Here is a 19,315-nt window from a genome sequence, read left to right on the forward strand (position 1 = left end):
CTTCAAACTGTTCGCGAGCTCGCTCGTTAAACAGGATGGATTTTGCCCAGCCTTCACCAGCACCTAATACGTCACCGTATGAGAAACCGCCACAAGCGACTAGCCCTTTAAATTCTTCTAGAGAAATACGGCCAGACAGAATATCACTCATGTGAACATCTACTGGCGTAAAGCCCCCTTTATGGAAGGCTGCTGCCATTTCTACTTGACCATTAACACCCTGCTCACGCAACACTGCCATGCGAGGTTTAACACCAGTAGAAATATAAGGTGCCGCGATGTCTTCATTTACATCAAAGCTTAGAGAAGCTGATAACCCCGGATCTTTAGCGTCCAACAAATTATCGAACTCTTGCTGTGCCGATTCAGGGTTATCACGTAGAGCCTGAATGCGGTAACTTGTTTCAGACCATGTACGCTGCCAAGTAATACGATCTTGAGACAAGATAACATCACTGTTCAAAGTAAAGTTTAACGTATCCTTGTCATTGATCGTCGCCACTTTATGAACAGCCACGCCTTTAGCAGCGTAAGCATCTACAATCGCTTGCGCATCGCTATTATTAACTTGGATCACCGCTCCTAGCTCTTCAGTAAACAGTGCAGATACTGCTTCAAGCTGATTTGACGCGATCGAATCAAGGTTTACATCTAAGCCTAAATGGCTCGCAAATGACATTTCAACCAAGGAAGCAAATAAACCACCATCTGAACGATCATGATAAGCAAGCAGCTTACCCTCTCCATTCAATGCCTGTGTTGTATCAAAGAACCCAGCTAATGCATCCGCACTATCAACATCAGGCACCGTCGAACCGACTTGGTTATAAACCTGAGCAAGAACAGAACCACCTAGACGGTTTTTGCCAGCACCTAGATCAACCAGTAGAAGCTGGGTGTCTGCTTTGTTAGTCAATTCAGGCGTTAATGTCTTACGCGCATCTTCTACAGGCGAGAATGCAGTAATAACAAGTGATAGAGGTGACGTAACAGACTTGTCTTCGCCATCCTCTTTCCATACCGTTTTCATCGACATGGAGTCTTTACCAACAGGAATAGCAATATCAAGCGCTGGACACAACTCCATGCCTACCGCTTTTACCGTTTGATAAAGTTTCTCGTCTTCTCCAGTATGACCCGCAGCCGCCATCCAGTTAGCAGACAACTTAATATGATTACGCTTAGTAATTTTTGCAGCCGCTAGGTTAGTCAAAGCCTCACCAACCGCCATACGACCAGACGCTGGAGCGTCTAATAAAGCCGATGGAGTGCGTTCACCCATTGTCATGGCTTCACCGGTATAACTGTCCAAGCTGGATGTCGTCACGGCAACATCAGCAACAGGAACCTGCCATGGGCCAACCATCTGATCACGAGCAACCATACCTGTAATCGTGCGGTCGCCAATCGTAATCAAGAAGCTTTTAGAAGCAACTGTAGGAAGGCTAAGAACACGATTGGCAGCATCCGCTAGATCTAGACTCTCGCCTGAGAAGTTGTCACCTTTGACGCTTGCCTTTTCGGCTGTACGATGCATTTTTGGCGGCTTGCCAAACAATACTGACATAGGTAGATCAACAGGCTTATTATCAAAATGAGGGTCTTGTACCTCTAAATGAAGCTCTTCTTTCGCGTCACCAACAACCGCAAATGGGCAGCGCTCGCGAGCACAGATTTCCTCAAACTCTTCAATACGATCAGCCGGTACTGCAAGAACGTAACGTTCTTGAGATTCGTTACACCAAACCTCCAACGGAGACATACCCGGTTCGTCGTTTAGCACTTTGCGTAAATCAAATGCACCACCACGCTCACCGTCTTTAACAAGTTCCGGCAATGCGTTAGAAAGACCACCAGCACCCACATCATGGATAAAGCTAATTGGGTTGTTATCACCTAGCTGCCAGCAACGGTCGATTACTTCCTGACAACGACGTTCCATCTCAGGATTACCACGCTGAACCGAAGCAAAATCAAGATCTTCATTACCATCAGCAGACGCCATAGAAGATGCAGCACCACCACCAAGACCGATCAACATTGCAGGTCCGCCTAATACAACCAGCTTCGCACCAACATCAATCTCGTCTTTTTCTACATGGTCACGGCGGATATTACCAAGACCACCCGCCAACATGATCGGCTTATGGTAGCCACGAACTTCGTCTCCGTTTGCACCTTCTACTTTTTGCTCGTAAGTACGGAAATAGCCAAGAAGGTTTGGACGACCAAACTCGTTATTAAATGCAGCGCCACCAATCGGCCCTTCGATCATAATATCCAAAGGCGTTACGATACGAGAAGGCTTGCCATATTGGCTTTCCCAAGGTTGTTCAAAACCAGGAATTTTAAGGTCCGATACCGTGTAGCCCGTTAAGCCCGCTTTAGGCTTGGCACCAATACCAGTCGCACCTTCGTCACGAATCTCACCGCCGGATCCTGTCGCGGCACCAGAGAAAGGCGCAATCGCAGTAGGATGGTTATGAGTTTCTACCTTCATCAGGATATCAATATTTTCCTGACTGAAGTCATATTCTTGCGAACCAGGAGCAGGATAAAAACGACCAGCGTGATGACCTTCCATCACAGCGGCGTTGTCTTTATAGGCAGACAAAGTGCCATCGCTATTGTGCTCGTGCGTATTCTTGATCATTTGGAACAAAGAGCGGTCTTGCTCTTCGCCATCGATAGTCCACGACGCATTGAAGATTTTGTGACGACAGTGTTCAGAGTTTGCCTGTGCAAACATCATCAATTCAATGTCGTTTGGATTACGACCTAGCTCAACAAAAGATTCAACTAGATAGTCAACTTCGTCATCAGCCAAGGCCAAACCTAATGTTTGGTTTGCCGCAACTAATGCGTCTCGCCCGCCACCAAGAATATCAACATTACTCATTGGAGCAGGTTCTGCATGACTGAATAGTTGAGACGCTTGGCTTGTTGATTCAAGTAAACTTTCAGTCATACGGTCATGCAATAATGAAGCAACCGTTTGACGAAGCTCATCCGACAGAGCAGCATCAGCATGAACAAAATATTGAACGCCACGCTCTACACGTGCAATTTGGTTCAAACCACAGTTATGAAGGATATCCGTTGCCTTTGAAGACCAAGGTGAAATGGTTCCAATACGAGGCACAACCAACACGCTTTGATCAGACGTCTTAACGGCATCTGTCTTAGCTCCGTAAGTCAACGCTTGTTCCAATATTAGCTGCTCTTTTTCAGACAACGCATCATCTGAATTTAGCTCAATAAAGTGAAGAAATTGCGCATCAATATCCGTTACACCTGGAGCAACGGCTTGTACATTAGAAAGGAGTTTAGCCTTACGAAACGCAGAAAGAGCTGCGGAGCCATGCAGGGTTAGCATGTCGAGTGTTACCTCATATGGTTAGTTCGGGGATTTTGCGGGGTATTTTAAATGAATGAGTAAGTGAGTGATAGTAGCTGCAGGATGTCATTAAGCAGTTTTATTTGACCAATCGTTTTAATTTCTTCTTTTGCTCTCTTCGAAACTTAAAAAAAGCCGTTAATTGCTGTGACGCCTCTTCCGCTAGCACGCCACCTACGACCTCAACTTTATGATTGAGAAACGCTTGCTCAAAGAAGCGTCCTTGGCTTTCCGTTACGCCACTTTTAGGCTCAGTGGCACCATACACAACCTTCTCGATACGTGCATGCACAATCGCTCCGGCGCACATAGAACAAGGCTCCAGCGTCACATACAAAGTGGCGCCTGGAAGGCGGTAATTGTTTACATTAGCGCACGCATCTCGGATCGCTTGTATTTCTGCATGAGCAGTTGGGTCACACGTTGTTATTGGACGATTAAAGCCACGACCTATAATCTCGTCGTTTTGCACAACAATGGCGCCAACAGGTATCTCGCTTTCCTGCGCGGCCTCTTCCGCCAACGCCAATGCCGCTTTCATCCAGTCATTATCACCCAAAACATTTACCTTCTTACTTTTTATGCCTTACTTTTACCAGCTGCTTACACGACACCGGCTTCGTAACAGAGAATACCATATACCACTTATACGCACGCTTACTTCTATCGCATTGATCTATCTCAAACTAATCTCATACTAAAAAGTTGCAGGCTTTCCATTTTCTCCCCTACACTGAGTTCAATGATTAGTGAGGATTATAGGTGTGAAAAAAGTTGTAGATTTAATGATTACCGACCTAGTAACAATCAAAGAAACGGATTCTTTAGCGACAGCCAAAGAACTGATGGCCGAAAAGAACATCAGAAACCTACCTGTTGTCGACAATGACGGACAGTGTCTAGGAATGCTAACGCAACGTGAATATTTAAAGCATGCTTTTTATCTGGTTAGTCAGTTTGGCACACAGCTACTTAGTAAAAAAGAAGCACAAACACCCGTAAAAAACGCAATGAATACCGATATCCTAACACTCACCCCTGATACTGATTTGGACATTGCCGCCCAGTTTTTTATCTCTAACAAATACGGAAGCCTTCCGGTTGTCGACAATGATAAACTCGTCGGCATCCTTACTCCCGTCGACTTCGTAAAGCTCGCTCACACCTATTTAAAGGATGCTTAAGCGGCACTCTCAAATTCTTTTCGTCAACCCCAGTATAAAAAATGCCGAGAGCACACTATGTGTCTTGGCATTTTTATTAACATCGTACTATTTTATTAACATCGTACTAAGTCGCTATTCAAGCCTGCATTCAAATGCAGGCTCACATAGAATTAAAGCGACTCAATTGATATTTTTTGCTCTTCAAGCTTAGCAACCGCTTGCTTTAGGTCGTCTGATTTAGCGCGCTCTTTCGCGACGACCGCTTCTGGCGCTTTAGCAACGAAACTCTCGTTAGAAAGCTTACCTTCAATACGCTGTAGGTCTTTTGTCGCTTTATCGATTTCTTTTTGAAGTCGAGCCAGCTCCGCATCTTTATCAATCAAACCCGCCATCGGCACAAGCACTTCCATATCTCCCACTAGCGCAGTGGCAGACATTGGTGCCTCTTCACCAGTTTCGAGCCAAGTCAGCGTCTCAAGTTTAGCCAATTTCTGCAAGAAAGCAGTATTAGCCAACATACGAGTTTTATCCTGCTCTGAGCCATTACGGAATAAGATATTTAGAGGCTTAGACGGAGCGATATCCATCTCACCACGGATATTACGAATTCCCTCGATAACCCCTTTCAGCCACTCAACATCTTCCTCAGCCGCGCTATCCAGTTTCGACTCATCTGTCTCAGGATACGCTGCCAGCATGATCGTTTCACCTTCAACACCTGCTAGAGGTGCAACACGCTGCCAAATTTCTTCCGTTAGGAACGGCATCATTGGGTGAGCTAGACGTAAAAAGGCTTCCAGAACACGAACCAATGTGCGACGTGTACCAGTTAGCTGAGCTTCCGTTGCATTCTCATCCCATAGTACAGGTTTAGAAAGCTCAAGATACCAATCACAATATTCGTGCCACATAAACTCATAAAGCGCCTGTGCAGCAAGGTCATAACGATGCGTATCGTAGGCTTTATTTACCGCCGCTTCTGCTTGTTGTAAACGGCTGATAATCCAGCGATCTGCCAATGAAAGCTCCACATCAGAGCCAGACTGACCACAGTCCTTTTCTTCTGTATTCATTAACACATAGCGCGTCGCATTCCAGATTTTATTACAGAAATTGCGATAACCTTCCAAACGGTTTAGGTCAAATTTAATATCACGACCACCCGATGCTAAAGAACATAGCGTAAAACGCAATGCATCTGTTCCGTAAGCTTGAATACCTTCTGGATAAGCAGAACGCGTGTTTTTCTCAACTTTCTCTGCAAGACGTGGTTGCATCATGCCGTAAGTGCGCTTTTGCACCAAAGACTCGATATCAATACCATTGATCAAATCTAGTGGATCAATGACGTTGCCTTTTGACTTCGACATTTTGTCGCCACGTTCATCACGAATAAGCCCCGTAATATAGACTGTTTTGAAAGGCACTTTATCTGTGAACTTCAACGTCATCATGATCATCCGAGCGACCCAGAAAAAGATGATATCAAAGCCCGTCACCAATACATCAGACTCACTAAACAGCTTAAATTCTTCTGTCTCTTCAGGCCAACCTTGAGTGGCAAACGTCCACAATGCAGAAGAGAACCAAGTATCAAGAACATCCTCATCTTGAGTTAACTCAACATCATTACCCAAGTTATACTTTTCACGAACAGATGCTTCATCTTTTCCGACGTAGAATTTACCCTGCGCATCATACCAAGCAGGAATTTGATGCCCCCACCAAAGCTGACGAGAGATACACCAATCTTGAAGATCGCGCATCCATGAAAAGTAGGTGTTTTCCCACTGTTTTGGAACAAACTGGATATCACCATTTTCTACCGCTTCAATGGCAGGTTTCGCCAGCGATTCAACAGCCACATACCATTGGTTTGTTAGATAAGGCTCAACAACCGTATTTCCTCGCTCACTGCGAGGCACTTTCAACTTGTGATCATCAATTTTATCAAGAAGGCCTAACGCTTCGAAATCAGCAACAATCGCCTTACGAGCGTCAAAGCGATCCATTCCACGATATTTCTCTGGGGAGTTTTCATTAATCGACGCGTCATCAGTCAAGATGTTGATCATTGGAAGATCATGACGCTTGCCCATTTCATAGTCATTAAAGTCATGAGCGGGCGTAATTTTTACACAGCCAGTTCCAAATTCTTTATCTACGTAATCGTCTGCAATAATTGGGATCTTTCGTCCCACTAATGGCAGCTCGATCTTTTTACCAACCAAATTTTGATAACGCTCGTCATCTGGCGCTACCGCCACCGCAGAGTCACCTAGCATCGTTTCTGGGCGTGTTGTCGCAACTACGATATAGTCTTTTCCATCTGCCGTTTTAGCGCCATCGGCCAATGGATAACGGAAATGCCAAAGGAATCCATTTTCTTCCTCGGAAATAACTTCGAGATCTGAAATAGCGGTATGAAGTTTAGGATCCCAGTTAACCAAACGTTGGCCACGGTAAATAATGCCTTCATCATACAAGCGTACAAACACTTCCTGAACTGCTTCAGACATGCCAGGGTCCATTGTAAAGCGCTCTTTAGACCAGTCGACAGAGTCACCTAAAACACGCATTTGATCAGAGATCGTGCCACCAGATTGACCCTTCCATTCCCACACTTTCTCCAGGAACTTTTCACGACCTAACTCGGTACGGGTCGTATTTTGAGCCGCAAGCTGACGCTCGACGACCATTTGAGTCGCAATCCCAGCGTGATCGCTACCCGGCTGCCAAAGAGTTTGTTTCCCTTGCATACGAGCACGTCGAATCATGGCATCCATAATACTATGTTGGAATGCATGCCCCATATGAAGGCTCCCAGTGACGTTTGGGGGCGGGATCATAATGGAAAATGGTGCGCCGTTTCCGCTAGGTGCGAAATAGTTGTTTTCTTCCCAACGCTTGTAAATTGGGGCTTCGATACTCTGAGGTTGGTAAGTCTTATCCATTATGCTGTCTTAAAACTCTATAGAATGGCGGTTGATAAATAATCGAAGGATTATAGCGTGTCAGCACGGATGGAGGAACCCACTCGCGCACAATTGAGAGATCTGATTAATTTAGGGCGATTGCATTCAAGCATCGGACGCCGTTCCTTACTAAAGAAAAAGATAATTGAAACGGAGATCGCTGTGTAAATTAGCCCTTGCGTTTGGCGTACTCGACTAAAACATCGGTGATTAATTCAGGTAGCTTTTGCTCTAATACGGTTTTAATTGCAGCCTCTAGATGTTCTTTATCTTTACTATCATCTGCTGCTGTAGAGGTTAACGCTTCTCCGTCCATAGATTTAGAGAAATACGCTTCTTGAGAAAGTGGCTGATTTTTAACCGCCGTCGTTTTCACTTCACCTGTCGTTTGCAATTCCTCAATCGTACTAGCGACGAACTCTACACCCTTAGCATCGTTTAAAGAAGAAACGTCAGATTCGCTATTAGCAGCAGAGTCGTCAGCATCGCTTCCACCCACGACATCCATTAAAATCGGAATATCATCCTGATTTCTTAATGCATTTGTTAAGACAGCTTCATCAGGCTCAGTATTTAATGTTTGTATAGCAATGTCAGACATAGAGAAAACCAACCAGTTAGAACTTTTTAATCAGTGTCAGTACAGGCGCATCTCGATAATAACTTAAGCTAACACCGATATCTGCACGATTTTGATGTACAACTTTGGCACTCACATAAGCAAAAGTCCAGCCTAATAATGCCTGAGAAGCGTAATGTTTATCCATCGCAACGCGAGCAAGACCCGGTAGAATTGACAATCCATAAAACAAAGTTTTCATGCCTGTACCATCAGCCAGCATAGCCGCATTGATCATGGGTACGGCTCCAGAGAATGAGTGACCACTAATGCTATTCACATCATCAAATAATCGCCAATCGCTATCGCGCCCTTCTGTAGGCCGACTCCCACCAAGAATATTGGCCGCTAAGAAGCCAGACGGCGCACCAACCATAAAAGTACGGAAAGAATATCGCCCCCATTCACCATAAATACTTTCTTGCCCGTCATTCAACCAGTGATCAAGCCCCATCACGCCCAAATAAATAGGAATACTAGGAATGGTTCTGGTGGAATCACCGAAATAATTCACCTGACGTGAATCGTATTTGAAATTATCATCATGATGAGGAATCTCTTCCTGTATATATCCGTCCATATTGCTATTCGCCATAACGCCAGCAACAAGAAGACCTGGAGCAAGATCACCAAGGGTGGAAGTGGTATAAAAGGATTTATAGTCTTGCACTACTTCTCCATATAATTGTCCCCAAAAGCCATCCTCGGCATAAGCAGATGGAGCACCAATCAGAACGATCAGCACTCCTGCAAGACGCATCCAATAATGCTGGATGCTCTTCATATTAGCTCACTTTGCTTAATAGATATTGAGTTAACAAGCCGACAGGACGACCGCTAGCACCTTTTGCAGCACCACCTGTCCAAGCAGTGCCCGCGATATCCAAGTGCGCCCATGGATACGCGTCAGTAAAGCGAGACAAGAAACATGCCGCCGTCACTGAGCCCGCTTCTGGACCACCGATATTACCGATATCCGCAAAATTGCTATCAAGTTGCTGCTGATACTCTTCGTCCAATGGCATCTGCCATAGTTTATCCGCCGCGCCTTTACTGGCTGACTTCAAGCTCTCAGCGACCACATCACTGTTTGAATACATGCCGGAATTAACACTACCTAACGCTACAATACAAGCGCCAGTTAATGTCGCGATATCCACTACGGATTGTGGTTCAAAACGCTCAATATAAGTCAACGCATCACATAAGACCAAACGACCTTCTGCATCGGTATTTAGCACTTCGACAGTCTTACCTGACATAGTACGAACGACATCACCCGGCTTAGTCGCGTGCCCACTCGGCATGTTTTCAGCCGCTGCGATAACGGCCGTGAAATTCAATGCAGGTTTTAATTCGCAGATTGCTTTCATTGTACCGAACACGCTCGCAGCACCACACATGTCGTACTTCATTTCGTCCATTTTGGCACCGGGCTTCAAGGAAATACCACCAGTATCAAAGGTGATGCCTTTACCTAGCAGCACGTGAGGCGCTTCATTTTCTGCACCTCCTCGATAATGCATGACGATCAAGTAACTAGGTTGGTCACTACCGCGACCTACTGACAGCATACAATGCATGCCCAACTCGTCCATTTTGGTTTCATCAACCAACTCAACATCAATACCGTAATCTTCACCTAGCTCTTGAGCCTTAGATGCCAAATAGCTAGGAGTACAGACATTACCTGGTAAGTTGCCTAGTTGACGAGTGAATGCAGATCCTGCCGCTGTAGCAACACCGATCGACATAGCGGATTCATCAGAGCCTTCTAGCAACAAAGTTTCGACTTTTGTTACTTTTTCTTTATCGTCTTGCTTGAAACCAATAAATTCATAAAAACCTTCATTTAGCCATTGAGCCGCCAGTGTAAGAACATTCGCGGCTTCACGATCAACGATTGTAAGACCACTCAGAGCGACAGCAACCTTTGCAAAAGGCAACCCCTTAATCTGAGAAGAGACAGCGGCAATCACTTTTTTGGCTTTTGCGTCAGAAAGCGCATCTTTGCCAATACCTACTAATAAAACGGCGGATGCAAACTCTTCAGAAATAGAAGGAAGCAGTAGCGTTTGAGCAACCGAACCTTTAAACACCTCAGACTCTCGAAGTTGCAAAATCTGCCCTGATGATTTCGCATCAACCCATGCGGTAGATTCCGGCAACTCTCCTTCACTTGGTACAAAAACGACCGACAAGTCTGCTTCTACTGCGGATATACGATCGAACAATGCCGTATTCATGTAAACTTCCTCTCTCTAATAACTTTTATAAAACACTGGATAATCACTACTTTATCGCGAGATAATGGGGGCTCTATAATTTGCTATCAACACTTTGTAATAAACTAACTATCCATTGAGGTGAATTTGAGACTATTCAGATACTTGGCGAAAGAAGTGCTCGTGTCAACAGCTGGGGTCACTCTAATTCTCCTTCTTATCATTCTAAGCGGTCGTTTCGTCAATTATTTAGGACGAGCTGCTGAAGGAAAGATGTCGTTTGAGTTCCTTTTCATAATTCTAGGTTTTCACGTCCCCAGCTTCATACAAATGATTCTTCCGCTCGCCTTTTTCTTATCACTGCTGCTTGCGTATGGACGCCTGTATATTGAAAATGAAATGTCTATTTTGTTCTCAAGCGGTATAAGCAAAGTAAAACTTACCGTCTATACATTAGGAATAGCAGGTTTATTAACCTTAACCAGTGCCTTTGTGAATTTTTGGCTATCTCCTTACTCTGAGTATCAGGCGGAACTCGCTCGCCAAGAGCAAGACCAATTGACCGCATTTGACTTCATTCAACCAGGTCGTTTTCAAGGTCGAGGGCAACAAACTACTTATGTTGCCAGCTTTACGCCAGAAGAAGGCTGGATGAACAATATCTTCCTTTCAGATTTCGTCCGCAAGAACGGCCGTGACATCCCAGTGCAAACCATTGCAAAAAATGCAGAGCAGATTCGTTTGGAAACAGAAGGCGGGCTCAACTATTTGATTTTTAAAGATGGCGTGAGATATGAAGGCACACCAGGAGCAGCGAATTATCGAATTATGGAATTTGATACTTACGCCATTCGATTAGAAGACAAAGCTCCAGGAACCATTGATAAAGCATATGCCGTTCCAACGACCGCACTATTCAATTCAGACAACCCTAAATACATCGCCGAATTACATTGGCGCATCGCCTTGGTCATCATGATTCCAATACTAGCCATTATTGGCGTGTCATTGAGCCAAGTTAATCCTCGCCAAGGGCGTTTCTTCAAAATGCTTCCAGCAATTTTACTTATGATTGTGTATTTAGGCTTACTTATTTGGGGAAAAACCGCACTGGAAAAAGGTAAAATCCCGCTTCACTTAGGGCTATGGTGGGCACACGGTACCTTTGCGATAATCGCCTATCTTCTATTCCTGCAATTCAATCAGACATTCTCCCGCAAAAAAGCGAAAATTCCGACCACTAAGGAGAATATCTAATGAGTCGCTTCGACCGCTATATCGGCAGCAGTGTACTTTGGTCGTTCGCTGCTGTTATTTTTGTACTCTTAGGCCTAGACTTTGCGTTAACTTTCATTGATCAAGTCAAAAAAGTAAACGACAGCTACACTACGAATGCACTGCTACAGGTTCTTGCATATCGGGCGCCGATCAAATTCGCAGAATACATTCCTGTTGCATCACTAATTGGTACTCTAATTGGACTAGGCGCACTCGCATCCACCTCAGAGCTCACGGTCATTAGAGCAACAGGCGTACCCATCTGGCGAATAGGCTTTGCCGCCTGCAAACCCATATTATTGATTTCGCTGATTGGCGTTGGCATCTCGGAGTACGTGTCTCCTTACGCAACACAACAAGCCGACTTAATTGAGCGATTAAGAGGACAAAGTGAAGGAAGGTTCGCGCTAACAGGCGGCGTTTGGATCAAATCGGACGGTAATTTCGTTTACATTAATGCCGCTGATAGAGAAGGCGTTCTCTATGACATTCAAATATTCACGCCTAACGGACAAGCCCTAGAAAAAATACAAAAAGCAAAGTTTGCCAGACACTTGTCTGATAACCAATGGAGACTAGAGCAAGTAACAGAAACGCATTTTTTAGGTGACAGAATCGAAACGGGCTACAAAGAAACCGTACCATGGACTGCCTCATTAAAACCTAGCCATTTGTTCCTAGCCTCTCAAGAGCCGGAAGCACTGTCACTAAGTGAATTGCATCAGTATCAGAGCTACCTAACTGGCCAAGAACTAAACGCGGGACTTTATCAGCTCGAGTTTTGGACCAAATCTCTGATGCCGTTTGCCTGCTTCGCGCTTGTGATTGTCGCTCTGTCCAGCGTCTTTGGCCCATTGCGCTCTTCCACCATGGGCGGCAGGATTTTCTCTGGTGTACTCATCGGAATTATGTTTCAAAACGGCTTAAACCTTTTCGGAAAAATGAGCCTTGCACTCAGCTTCTCCCCCTTAATTGGCGTCGCTATTCCAATCGCACTTTGCTTTGCAATAGGTCTACTACTCATGAGCCGAAAAGGTTAACAGTCAAAACAACATGAAAAAACACGCTTTATCCCGTCTTCAATGGGCGCAATCTAGCCTTCTCTTTGGGCTATTTTATACTCTATTCATCTACGCCATTGGACTGAGCTATCTTCCGTTTATTCAAGTAAACAGTGCTTTAGGTGCTACCTACCTCTCTTTCGCTTTCGTAGGACAGATCGGCTTACTGTGCTTTCTTGGGGTTATTAGCTCAACACTGTTAGTCACTTTACTAAAGCAAAAGCACCTAAACATTGTTATTTTGTGGGGAACGGGCACACTCATTTCAATATTGATATTCGCAGACACACAAGTCTATCAACTGTACCGCTTTCATCTTGGTGGGTTTGTCTGGAGCCTTGTGTTTGGCGAAGGCGGCAGCCAAGTTGTCTCTGTCTCATGGGTCACGCAATTATTGATAACGAGCGTCATCAGTCTAATTGCAAGCGTTTGTGCCGCATTGCTTTGGCTTAGCATTCGACTTACTACGACCAAGCGACTAAAACACCTACGATTAGGCTTTTATAGCTTCATAGTACTTTCCTTCCTCACAGCAAATGCAATGCACGCTTGGTATGATGCACATGGCAATACCGAGATAAGAGCAATGACACGCCATCTGCCTCTTTACGAACCTGCAACAGCGGTACGATTTATGGCGAAGCAAGGTTGGATTGATCCAGACACAGTCAGTCAGCGCGCGCCTCTAGCGAAAGAGCAAGGTGGCCAACTTAACTATCCCACTGAAGGCTATAAAATCGAGGCAGACAAAAAACCAAACATTCTGTTCATCGCCATTGATGCTTGGCGGGGCGACATGTTCAACGAAACGGTCACGCCTTTTACGTTTAGCCTCACAAAACAAAACGACGCTCTGTACTTTAAAGACCACCAAAGTGGCGGAAATGTCACCAAAGGAGGGATTTTCAGTTTATTTTATGGCCTTCCTGGAACCTATTGGGATGCTTTCACCGCAGCACAACGCCCTCCCGTGTTTATTCAATCCCTACAAAAAGCCAATTATGAAACCGGCATTTGGAGCTCTGGCCCAATAATAAACCCTTCGTTTCACCGTAACGTGTTCAGCAGCATTCCCAACTTAGCAACTAAAACAGAGGGGGCCGCACCCTATGAAAGAGATAAAACGATAGTCGACAACTTCGTTAAACTAGCAAAGGAAGCTCAATCCCCGTTTTTTAGTTTTCTCTTTTTTGATGCCGCACATGGGTATGCACCACCAGAAGACTACCAACCAAGATTTCAACCTTATTGGGAACGTGTCGATCATCTAGCCCTAAATGAAGACTTTGATCCAACGCCATACCGAAACCGCTACCGCACCGCTCTGCATTTCATTGACGGACAGATTAAGCACATCATCGACACTTTAAAAGAAACCAACAAGCTCGATAACACCATCGTCATCATCACATCAGATCATGGGGAAGAGTTTAACGACACACACAAAAATTACTGGGGGCACGGCAGCAACTTCTCCCAAAACCAAACCCATGTCCCATTGGTCATATTATGGCCCGGCAAAAAGCACCAAGTGTTCAATCAAAGAACCAGTCACTATGACATTGTTCCAACCATTATGACTGAAGCACTCGGCATCAAGGCACCAATGGACAGCTACAGCAGCGGCCACTCTTTATTCGACAATAACGATAGAGAGTGGCTACTCGTACACAGTTACTTTAACTACGGCGTGATCATGAAGGATAGGATCATCACCACCTTCCCGACTGGGCAATATGAAGTGACCGACTTAGACTTGAATAAAACAGCCAAAGAAATGCCCGCAAACATAACACTGGCGGTACTAAAGGAAATAAGTCGCTTTTATAAATAAAACCGAGGGGGCAAGCATCGCCCCTCACAGGTCTAGTAATGAGCGCAATAGCATCAACGATTTATAAAACGCTTTATGCGAGACAGTGCTTCTCGCAAACGATCCTGATTACACGTATAAGCAAAACGCACATATTTATGCGAATCTTTTACGCCAAAGTCGGTGCCGGGGGTAAGCGCGACATGCTCTTCTTCTAATAAATCTAGACACCACTTCATTGCATCATCAGTAATTTCCGACACATCAACGAAAGCATAAAATGCCCCTTGTGCTGGCGCGACCACTGGCAAGCCAATTTCAGCCAACCCTTTTAACAAAGTATTGCGGCGCTCCGAAAATTCCTGACGACGTTTTTCACATTGCTCTAACGATGCGGTATCAAACGCTTGAATCGCAGCGTATTGAGATACACTAGGCGCGGATATAAATAAATTTTGAGCAAGCTTCGTCGCACCTTCTACCGCCCACTCTGGCACAACAATCCAACCCAATCTCCAGCCAGTCATCGCAAAGTACTTCGAAAAGCTATTGATAACAAAAATATCACTATTAATACTCAATGCCGTGAAGTCGTCTCCATCGTAGACCAAGCCTTGGTATATTTCATCGACGAGAAGATGCCCTCCGCGCGCACTCACTTCTCGCCATGCAGACGTTACGTATTCTTTTGAAAGCACCGCTCCTGTCGGATTTGAAGGTGACGCAAGCCACATCCCTGACGTATGCTTATCCCACCAATCATCTAGGTTTGATAGATTAATTGAGAAGCCTTCGGACGCTTGAGTTTCGACTAACTTCGCCTGCGCGCCACACTGAATCAAAAAGTGTCTATTACATGGGTAACAAGGGTCTGGCATCAGTACATTCGACCCTGACTCAACCATCAAGGATGCCATGAGCAGTAAGGCACCAGAGGCGCCGGGGGTGACAATAATTCTATCTGGATGAACATCCGCTTCGTATTGCTTTCGGTAATGCTGACTAATCGCTGTTTTTAATTCCGGCAATCCGTTTGCAGGTGTATAGCCTGTATTCCCATCGGCAATGGCTTTTTGCCCCGCTTCATTTATTTGTTGGGGCGCAACAAAGTCAGGCTCACCCACTTCGAGGTGAATGACATCCAACCCCGTCGCTTGCAATTGTTTGGCACGTTCCAAAACAGCCATCACCTGAAAAGGGGCTATTTTCTCGACTCTTGACGCTAACTTATTCATTTTTCAGCCTATTAATATAAAAAAGCTGGATACTCCAGAAAATTTGCATAAAAAAGTGGTTATGTAAGGGAATATCTGATAACTTTCCGCCCGAAAAATTTCTAATTCCTAAACTTAATCAGTACAGGGTACCACAAGGAACGCCTGTGAAGTGAGGCAATGCGTATGCCAAAGATGAATCCAGAATCATTAATGAAAGACTTCGAACCCTACGTTTCAGTAGCTGGTGAAGAGTACATGAATGAAAAGCAGTTGGCACACTTTCGTAGCATCTTAGTCAACTGGAAACAAAATTTGATGGAAGAGGTGGATCGCACCGTTCATCATTTAAAAGAAGAAGCAGTTAACTATGCTGATCCAAATGACCGTGCGAGTCAGGAAGAAGAATTCAGTTTAGAATTGCGCGCCCGCGATCGCGAAAGAAAATTGGTTAAGAAAATTAATCAAACAATTGAGCGCATCGATGATGATGACTACGGTTTTTGCGACGAATGTGGCATCGAAATAGGCATTCGCCGTCTCGAAGCACGTCCAACAGCAACCATGTGCATCGACTGCAAAACCCTTGCAGAAATGAAAGAGAAACAAGTCGGCGGCTAGTTGACTCATGCAGTCTACTTATCATGGTCGGTTCGCGCCTTCGCCAACTGGCCCGCTGCACTTTGGCTCCCTAGTAGCCGCTCTAGCAAGCTATCTAGACGCAAAAAAGAACAAGGGTCGATGGACCATACGGATCGAAGACGTCGATGGGTCGCGCTGCAAACCTGAATTCAGCCAGTCTATTATAACGACTCTGGAAAGCTACGGCCTTTATTCAGACACTCCTATCCTAGATCAGTCCCATCGTTCAGATACCTATGAGCACTGCTTGCAAACACTCAATAAACAAGACAAAGTATTTCGTTGTGTCTGCACACGTCAGTCGTTAAAACACTATGCGGGAAAGCACCCACACATCTGTTCGTCTGACAATGCCCCTCTACCAAGCAGCCCTTATTCTTGGCGACTATTAACTGAAGAAACAGCGGTTTTCAATGTCGACGACCCGATACAAGGCCATTTAATCTTTGATTTAGCGAGTCTTAAAAACAACCCAATTTTAAAGCGCAAGGACGGATATTTTTCTTACCAACTGGCCGTTGTTGTCGACGATCATGACCAAGGCATCAACCACCTAGTTCGAGGTTCAGACTTGCTCGACACCACAACAGAGCAGCTTTACCTGTATACCCTCCTAAATTGGGAGGCACCTAAAATGTGCCACATTCCCGTCATTTTAGATAAGAATTTAAATAAGATAAGTAAGCAAAATCACGCAAAAGCGATACAAGAGGCAGACACAAACACCCTCCTTACCGCCTTACAATATCTCGAGATTCGAGATATCTCGGCCTATCTTCCTATCAACGACATAATCCTTCAAGCCGTAAACAAGTGGGACATAAACCGCCTTCCAAGGACAAAGACGATACCACTTAAGCCCGAGGATTATTGGCTAGTATCATGACGATTAGCTAATCCCCCAAACCATTAACAAGACCCGCAACACAAGCTTGACGATACAGCACAAAAATCACCAACGCTCCATTTGATCTGCTTCGTACTCGTTTGCCCCCCATCAACTCCCTCCATACAGAAGCAACCATAACCTCTTCATACGCTCGCCACTATGTGTATAATCGTTACACTAGTTACAAGAGGTGACACTATGCATCATATTATGATCATTTGCCCAGAAGCATCTGAGCTTATTTATGCGGAGAAATGGCTCTCTAGAAATGGCTTTCACGTTAACGTTAGTCACTCTGTCAGCCAAGCCAACAAATACTACGAACTTTCTGATTTCGACCTCATATTGCTCGATACGAGCTCTCTTGAACCTCTAGAAATAGATAACACCCTCAAGCACCCATGCATTGTGTTTGACGACAAAGCCAGCTTAAGCACCGCGGTTAATTTAATGGCCAAAGGCGCGCTATATTACTTATCACTGCCCTCCACAGCAGATCAAATACTAAATCACGTCATCGACGCGTTAGAACGCCCTAAAACGCTTTCACTAAACTCAGCCCAATCACAAAATAAAGAAGACGTCATTCTTTTCCCTTTGAGCCCTGAGGCAGAGGAAAGCCGAAAGCTAGGATCACCAGAAAGCGGCATCATCGGACAAAGCCCAAAGATGCAATCACTGTTCAAGGACATACGAAAAGTAGCCCCTACGGATGTCACCGTCCTTGTCAGAGGGGAGTCAGGAACCGGTAAGGAACTCGTTGCGAAAGCACTTCATAACCTCAGCAGCAGACATGCAGAACCACTGATAAGTGTAAACTGCGCCGCCATTCCAGAAAACCTAATAGAATCAGAGCTCTTTGGACACGAAAAAGGCGCATTCACCGGAGCCGCTAGCGCACGCGATGGATTGGTTATCGCCGCTGACAACGGCACACTGTTTCTCGACGAGATAGGCGAGCTGCCATTAGAAGCTCAGGCAAGGCTCCTTAGAGTACTTCAAGAAGGTGAGATAAGACGCGTCGGCGCGGTCCAATCCACCAAAGTAAATATTCGATTGGTAACAGCAACACACCGAAATTTAAAAGAGATGGTACGCAAAGGACAATTTAGGGAAGATTTATACTATCGTCTTTACGTTATGGAACTCATTTTACCCCCTCTTCGTGATCGAGGTGATGATCTATCCCTGATCGCTAAAACACTCTTAAGAGCGACCTGCGAAAAATACAGCACACACCAATATGAATACTCGAAAGCCTTCGACAAAGCCATCCGAAGCCACTCCTGGCCTGGCAACGTTAGGGAATTAGAAAATGCGATAGAGCGTGCCGTTATCTTGAGCCCTAACTCTCACTTAGAGCCTCAAAACCTCAAACTTGAGTCACTAACTGAAAGCAAGCCTAGCAACGAAACCACAGGAGACAACTCGCCCTCCTTCAGTGGAACAACGCTAGACGACTACCTAAAACACTTTGTTTTGTCGCACCAGCAAGAACTCACAGAGACAGAAATCGCCCAATCCTTGGGCATCTCACGAAAAAGCCTGTGGGAAAGGCGACAAAAGTTAGGAATACCCAAAAAAGTAACAGCAGATAAGTAACAACTGTTACTAAACAACACATAAAAAACATCCAATATTGTAAAAAAAATGCACAGAAAAACAAATTAATTAAACATTTTCAACAAGTTAACTTTTTTGGCACAACAAATGCCTTATAAGTGTCACAACGATAACAAGATTGACTGATAATAAAAATAAGTTAATCGTCGTAGAGTTCCTTACCAATAACAATAATACTAAAGGAGCACCGAGGTCTCTGAAAATAAAAATAAAACCTGAGACCTTGGAATGAGAAATCGCTTTGGATAGTTGATTTTTTTAGATATGCCAGCCTTTAAATAGGCGATGAAAATGTTGAAAAAATAAAAATAAAATTTGAGTAGAACTGCAGAAGCAGCACCAACAATATTTTCTGAACTAGTATCTTCAAAGTATCCAAAGCGATTATTTTCTTTTCGCCTTTCATAATACCT

At 44.7% G+C, this 19,315-nt stretch carries 14 protein-coding genes (1 of these 14 only partly in view); 7 read left to right on the forward strand and 7 right to left on the reverse strand.

Going from position 1 to position 19,315, the window contains the following annotated elements:
• Together purL and tadA are read right to left on the reverse strand one after the other, a co-directional pair.
• Window positions 1-3,376, reverse strand: partial view of a phosphoribosylformylglycinamidine synthase gene (gene purL / locus MARME_RS18070; RefSeq protein ID WP_013662708.1) — the 5' portion only. The gene continues 524 nt to the left of window position 1, outside the view; 3,376 of the gene's 3,900 nt are visible here — the first part of the coding sequence; the start codon lies at window positions 3,374-3,376; the stop codon falls past the left edge of the window.
• Between the two features lie 100 nt (window positions 3,377-3,476).
• Window positions 3,477-3,956 carry a tRNA adenosine(34) deaminase TadA gene (tadA, locus tag MARME_RS18075; protein WP_013662709.1) on the reverse strand — a complete coding sequence of 160 codons (480 nt, stop codon included), beginning with the start codon at window positions 3,954-3,956 and terminating at the stop codon, window positions 3,477-3,479.
• Window positions 3,957-4,161: 205 nt separating this feature from the next.
• Between tadA and MARME_RS18080 the strand changes: the two genes are divergently transcribed.
• Complete coding sequence (locus tag MARME_RS18080) at window positions 4,162-4,581, forward strand: CBS domain-containing protein (RefSeq protein ID WP_013662710.1); 420 nt, start codon at window positions 4,162-4,164, stop codon at window positions 4,579-4,581.
• A gap of 152 nt (window positions 4,582-4,733) precedes the next feature.
• On the opposite strand, the gene MARME_RS18085 is transcribed toward MARME_RS18080, so the two are convergent.
• The 4 genes from MARME_RS18085 to MARME_RS18100 form a co-directional block, all read right to left on the reverse strand.
• Window positions 4,734-7,517, reverse strand: coding sequence for a valine--tRNA ligase (locus tag MARME_RS18085; protein ID WP_013662711.1), 2,784 nt, complete (start codon window positions 7,515-7,517; stop codon window positions 4,734-4,736).
• Window positions 7,518-7,707: 190 nt separating this feature from the next.
• Window positions 7,708-8,139 carry a hypothetical protein gene (locus MARME_RS18090; protein ID WP_013662712.1) on the reverse strand — a complete coding sequence of 144 codons (432 nt, stop codon included), beginning with the start codon at window positions 8,137-8,139 and terminating at the stop codon, window positions 7,708-7,710.
• 16 nt (window positions 8,140-8,155) lie between these two features.
• Window positions 8,156-8,941 carry a phosphatase PAP2 family protein gene (locus MARME_RS21610; protein WP_013662713.1) on the reverse strand — a complete coding sequence of 262 codons (786 nt, stop codon included), beginning with the start codon at window positions 8,939-8,941 and terminating at the stop codon, window positions 8,156-8,158.
• A 1-nt stretch (window position 8,942) separates the two neighbouring features.
• Entirely contained in the window at window positions 8,943-10,403 is a 1,461-nt protein-coding gene (locus MARME_RS18100) for a leucyl aminopeptidase (RefSeq protein ID WP_013662714.1), read from the reverse strand.
• Between the two features lie 120 nt (window positions 10,404-10,523).
• Between MARME_RS18100 and lptF the strand changes: the two genes are divergently transcribed.
• Genes lptF through MARME_RS18115 form a run of 3 tightly spaced genes read left to right on the forward strand, consistent with a single transcriptional unit; the run spans window position 10,524 to window position 14,555 of the window.
• Window positions 10,524-11,639: an LPS export ABC transporter permease LptF gene (lptF, locus tag MARME_RS18105; protein ID WP_148231050.1), complete on the forward strand. Its 1,116-nt coding sequence runs from the start codon at window positions 10,524-10,526 to the stop codon at window positions 11,637-11,639.
• On the forward strand, window positions 11,639-12,700 hold the full coding sequence (lptG, locus tag MARME_RS18110; RefSeq protein ID WP_013662716.1) for an LPS export ABC transporter permease LptG: 1,062 nt from the start codon (window positions 11,639-11,641) through the stop codon (window positions 12,698-12,700). The genes lptF and lptG overlap by 1 nt, the downstream gene beginning before the upstream one ends.
• A 13-nt stretch (window positions 12,701-12,713) precedes the next feature.
• Window positions 12,714-14,555, forward strand: a complete 1,842-nt coding sequence (locus MARME_RS18115) for a sulfatase-like hydrolase/transferase (RefSeq protein WP_013662717.1) — start codon at window positions 12,714-12,716, stop codon at window positions 14,553-14,555.
• Between the two features lie 53 nt (window positions 14,556-14,608).
• Here the strand turns inward: MARME_RS18115 and MARME_RS18120 are convergent, their stop codons facing one another.
• Complete coding sequence (locus tag MARME_RS18120) at window positions 14,609-15,769, reverse strand: aminotransferase class I/II-fold pyridoxal phosphate-dependent enzyme (RefSeq protein ID WP_013662718.1); 1,161 nt, start codon at window positions 15,767-15,769, stop codon at window positions 14,609-14,611.
• A gap of 165 nt (window positions 15,770-15,934) precedes the next feature.
• On the opposite strand from MARME_RS18120, the gene dksA reads away from it, so the two are divergent.
• The 3 genes from dksA (at window position 15,935) to MARME_RS18135 (ending at window position 18,881) form a co-directional block, all read left to right on the forward strand.
• Window positions 15,935-16,369: an RNA polymerase-binding protein DksA gene (gene dksA / locus MARME_RS18125; RefSeq protein ID WP_013662719.1), complete on the forward strand. Its 435-nt coding sequence runs from the start codon at window positions 15,935-15,937 to the stop codon at window positions 16,367-16,369.
• A 7-nt stretch (window positions 16,370-16,376) separates the two neighbouring features.
• Entirely contained in the window at window positions 16,377-17,276 is a 900-nt protein-coding gene (gene gluQRS, locus MARME_RS18130) for a tRNA glutamyl-Q(34) synthetase GluQRS (protein ID WP_013662720.1), read from the forward strand.
• A 201-nt stretch (window positions 17,277-17,477) separates the two neighbouring features.
• Entirely contained in the window at window positions 17,478-18,881 is a 1,404-nt protein-coding gene (locus MARME_RS18135; protein WP_013662721.1) for a sigma-54-dependent transcriptional regulator, read from the forward strand.
• Window positions 18,882-19,315 lie beyond the last annotated feature (434 nt).

Source organism: Marinomonas mediterranea MMB-1 (genome assembly GCF_000192865.1).
GTDB classification, from domain to species: domain Bacteria; phylum Pseudomonadota; class Gammaproteobacteria; order Pseudomonadales; family Marinomonadaceae; genus Marinomonas; species Marinomonas mediterranea.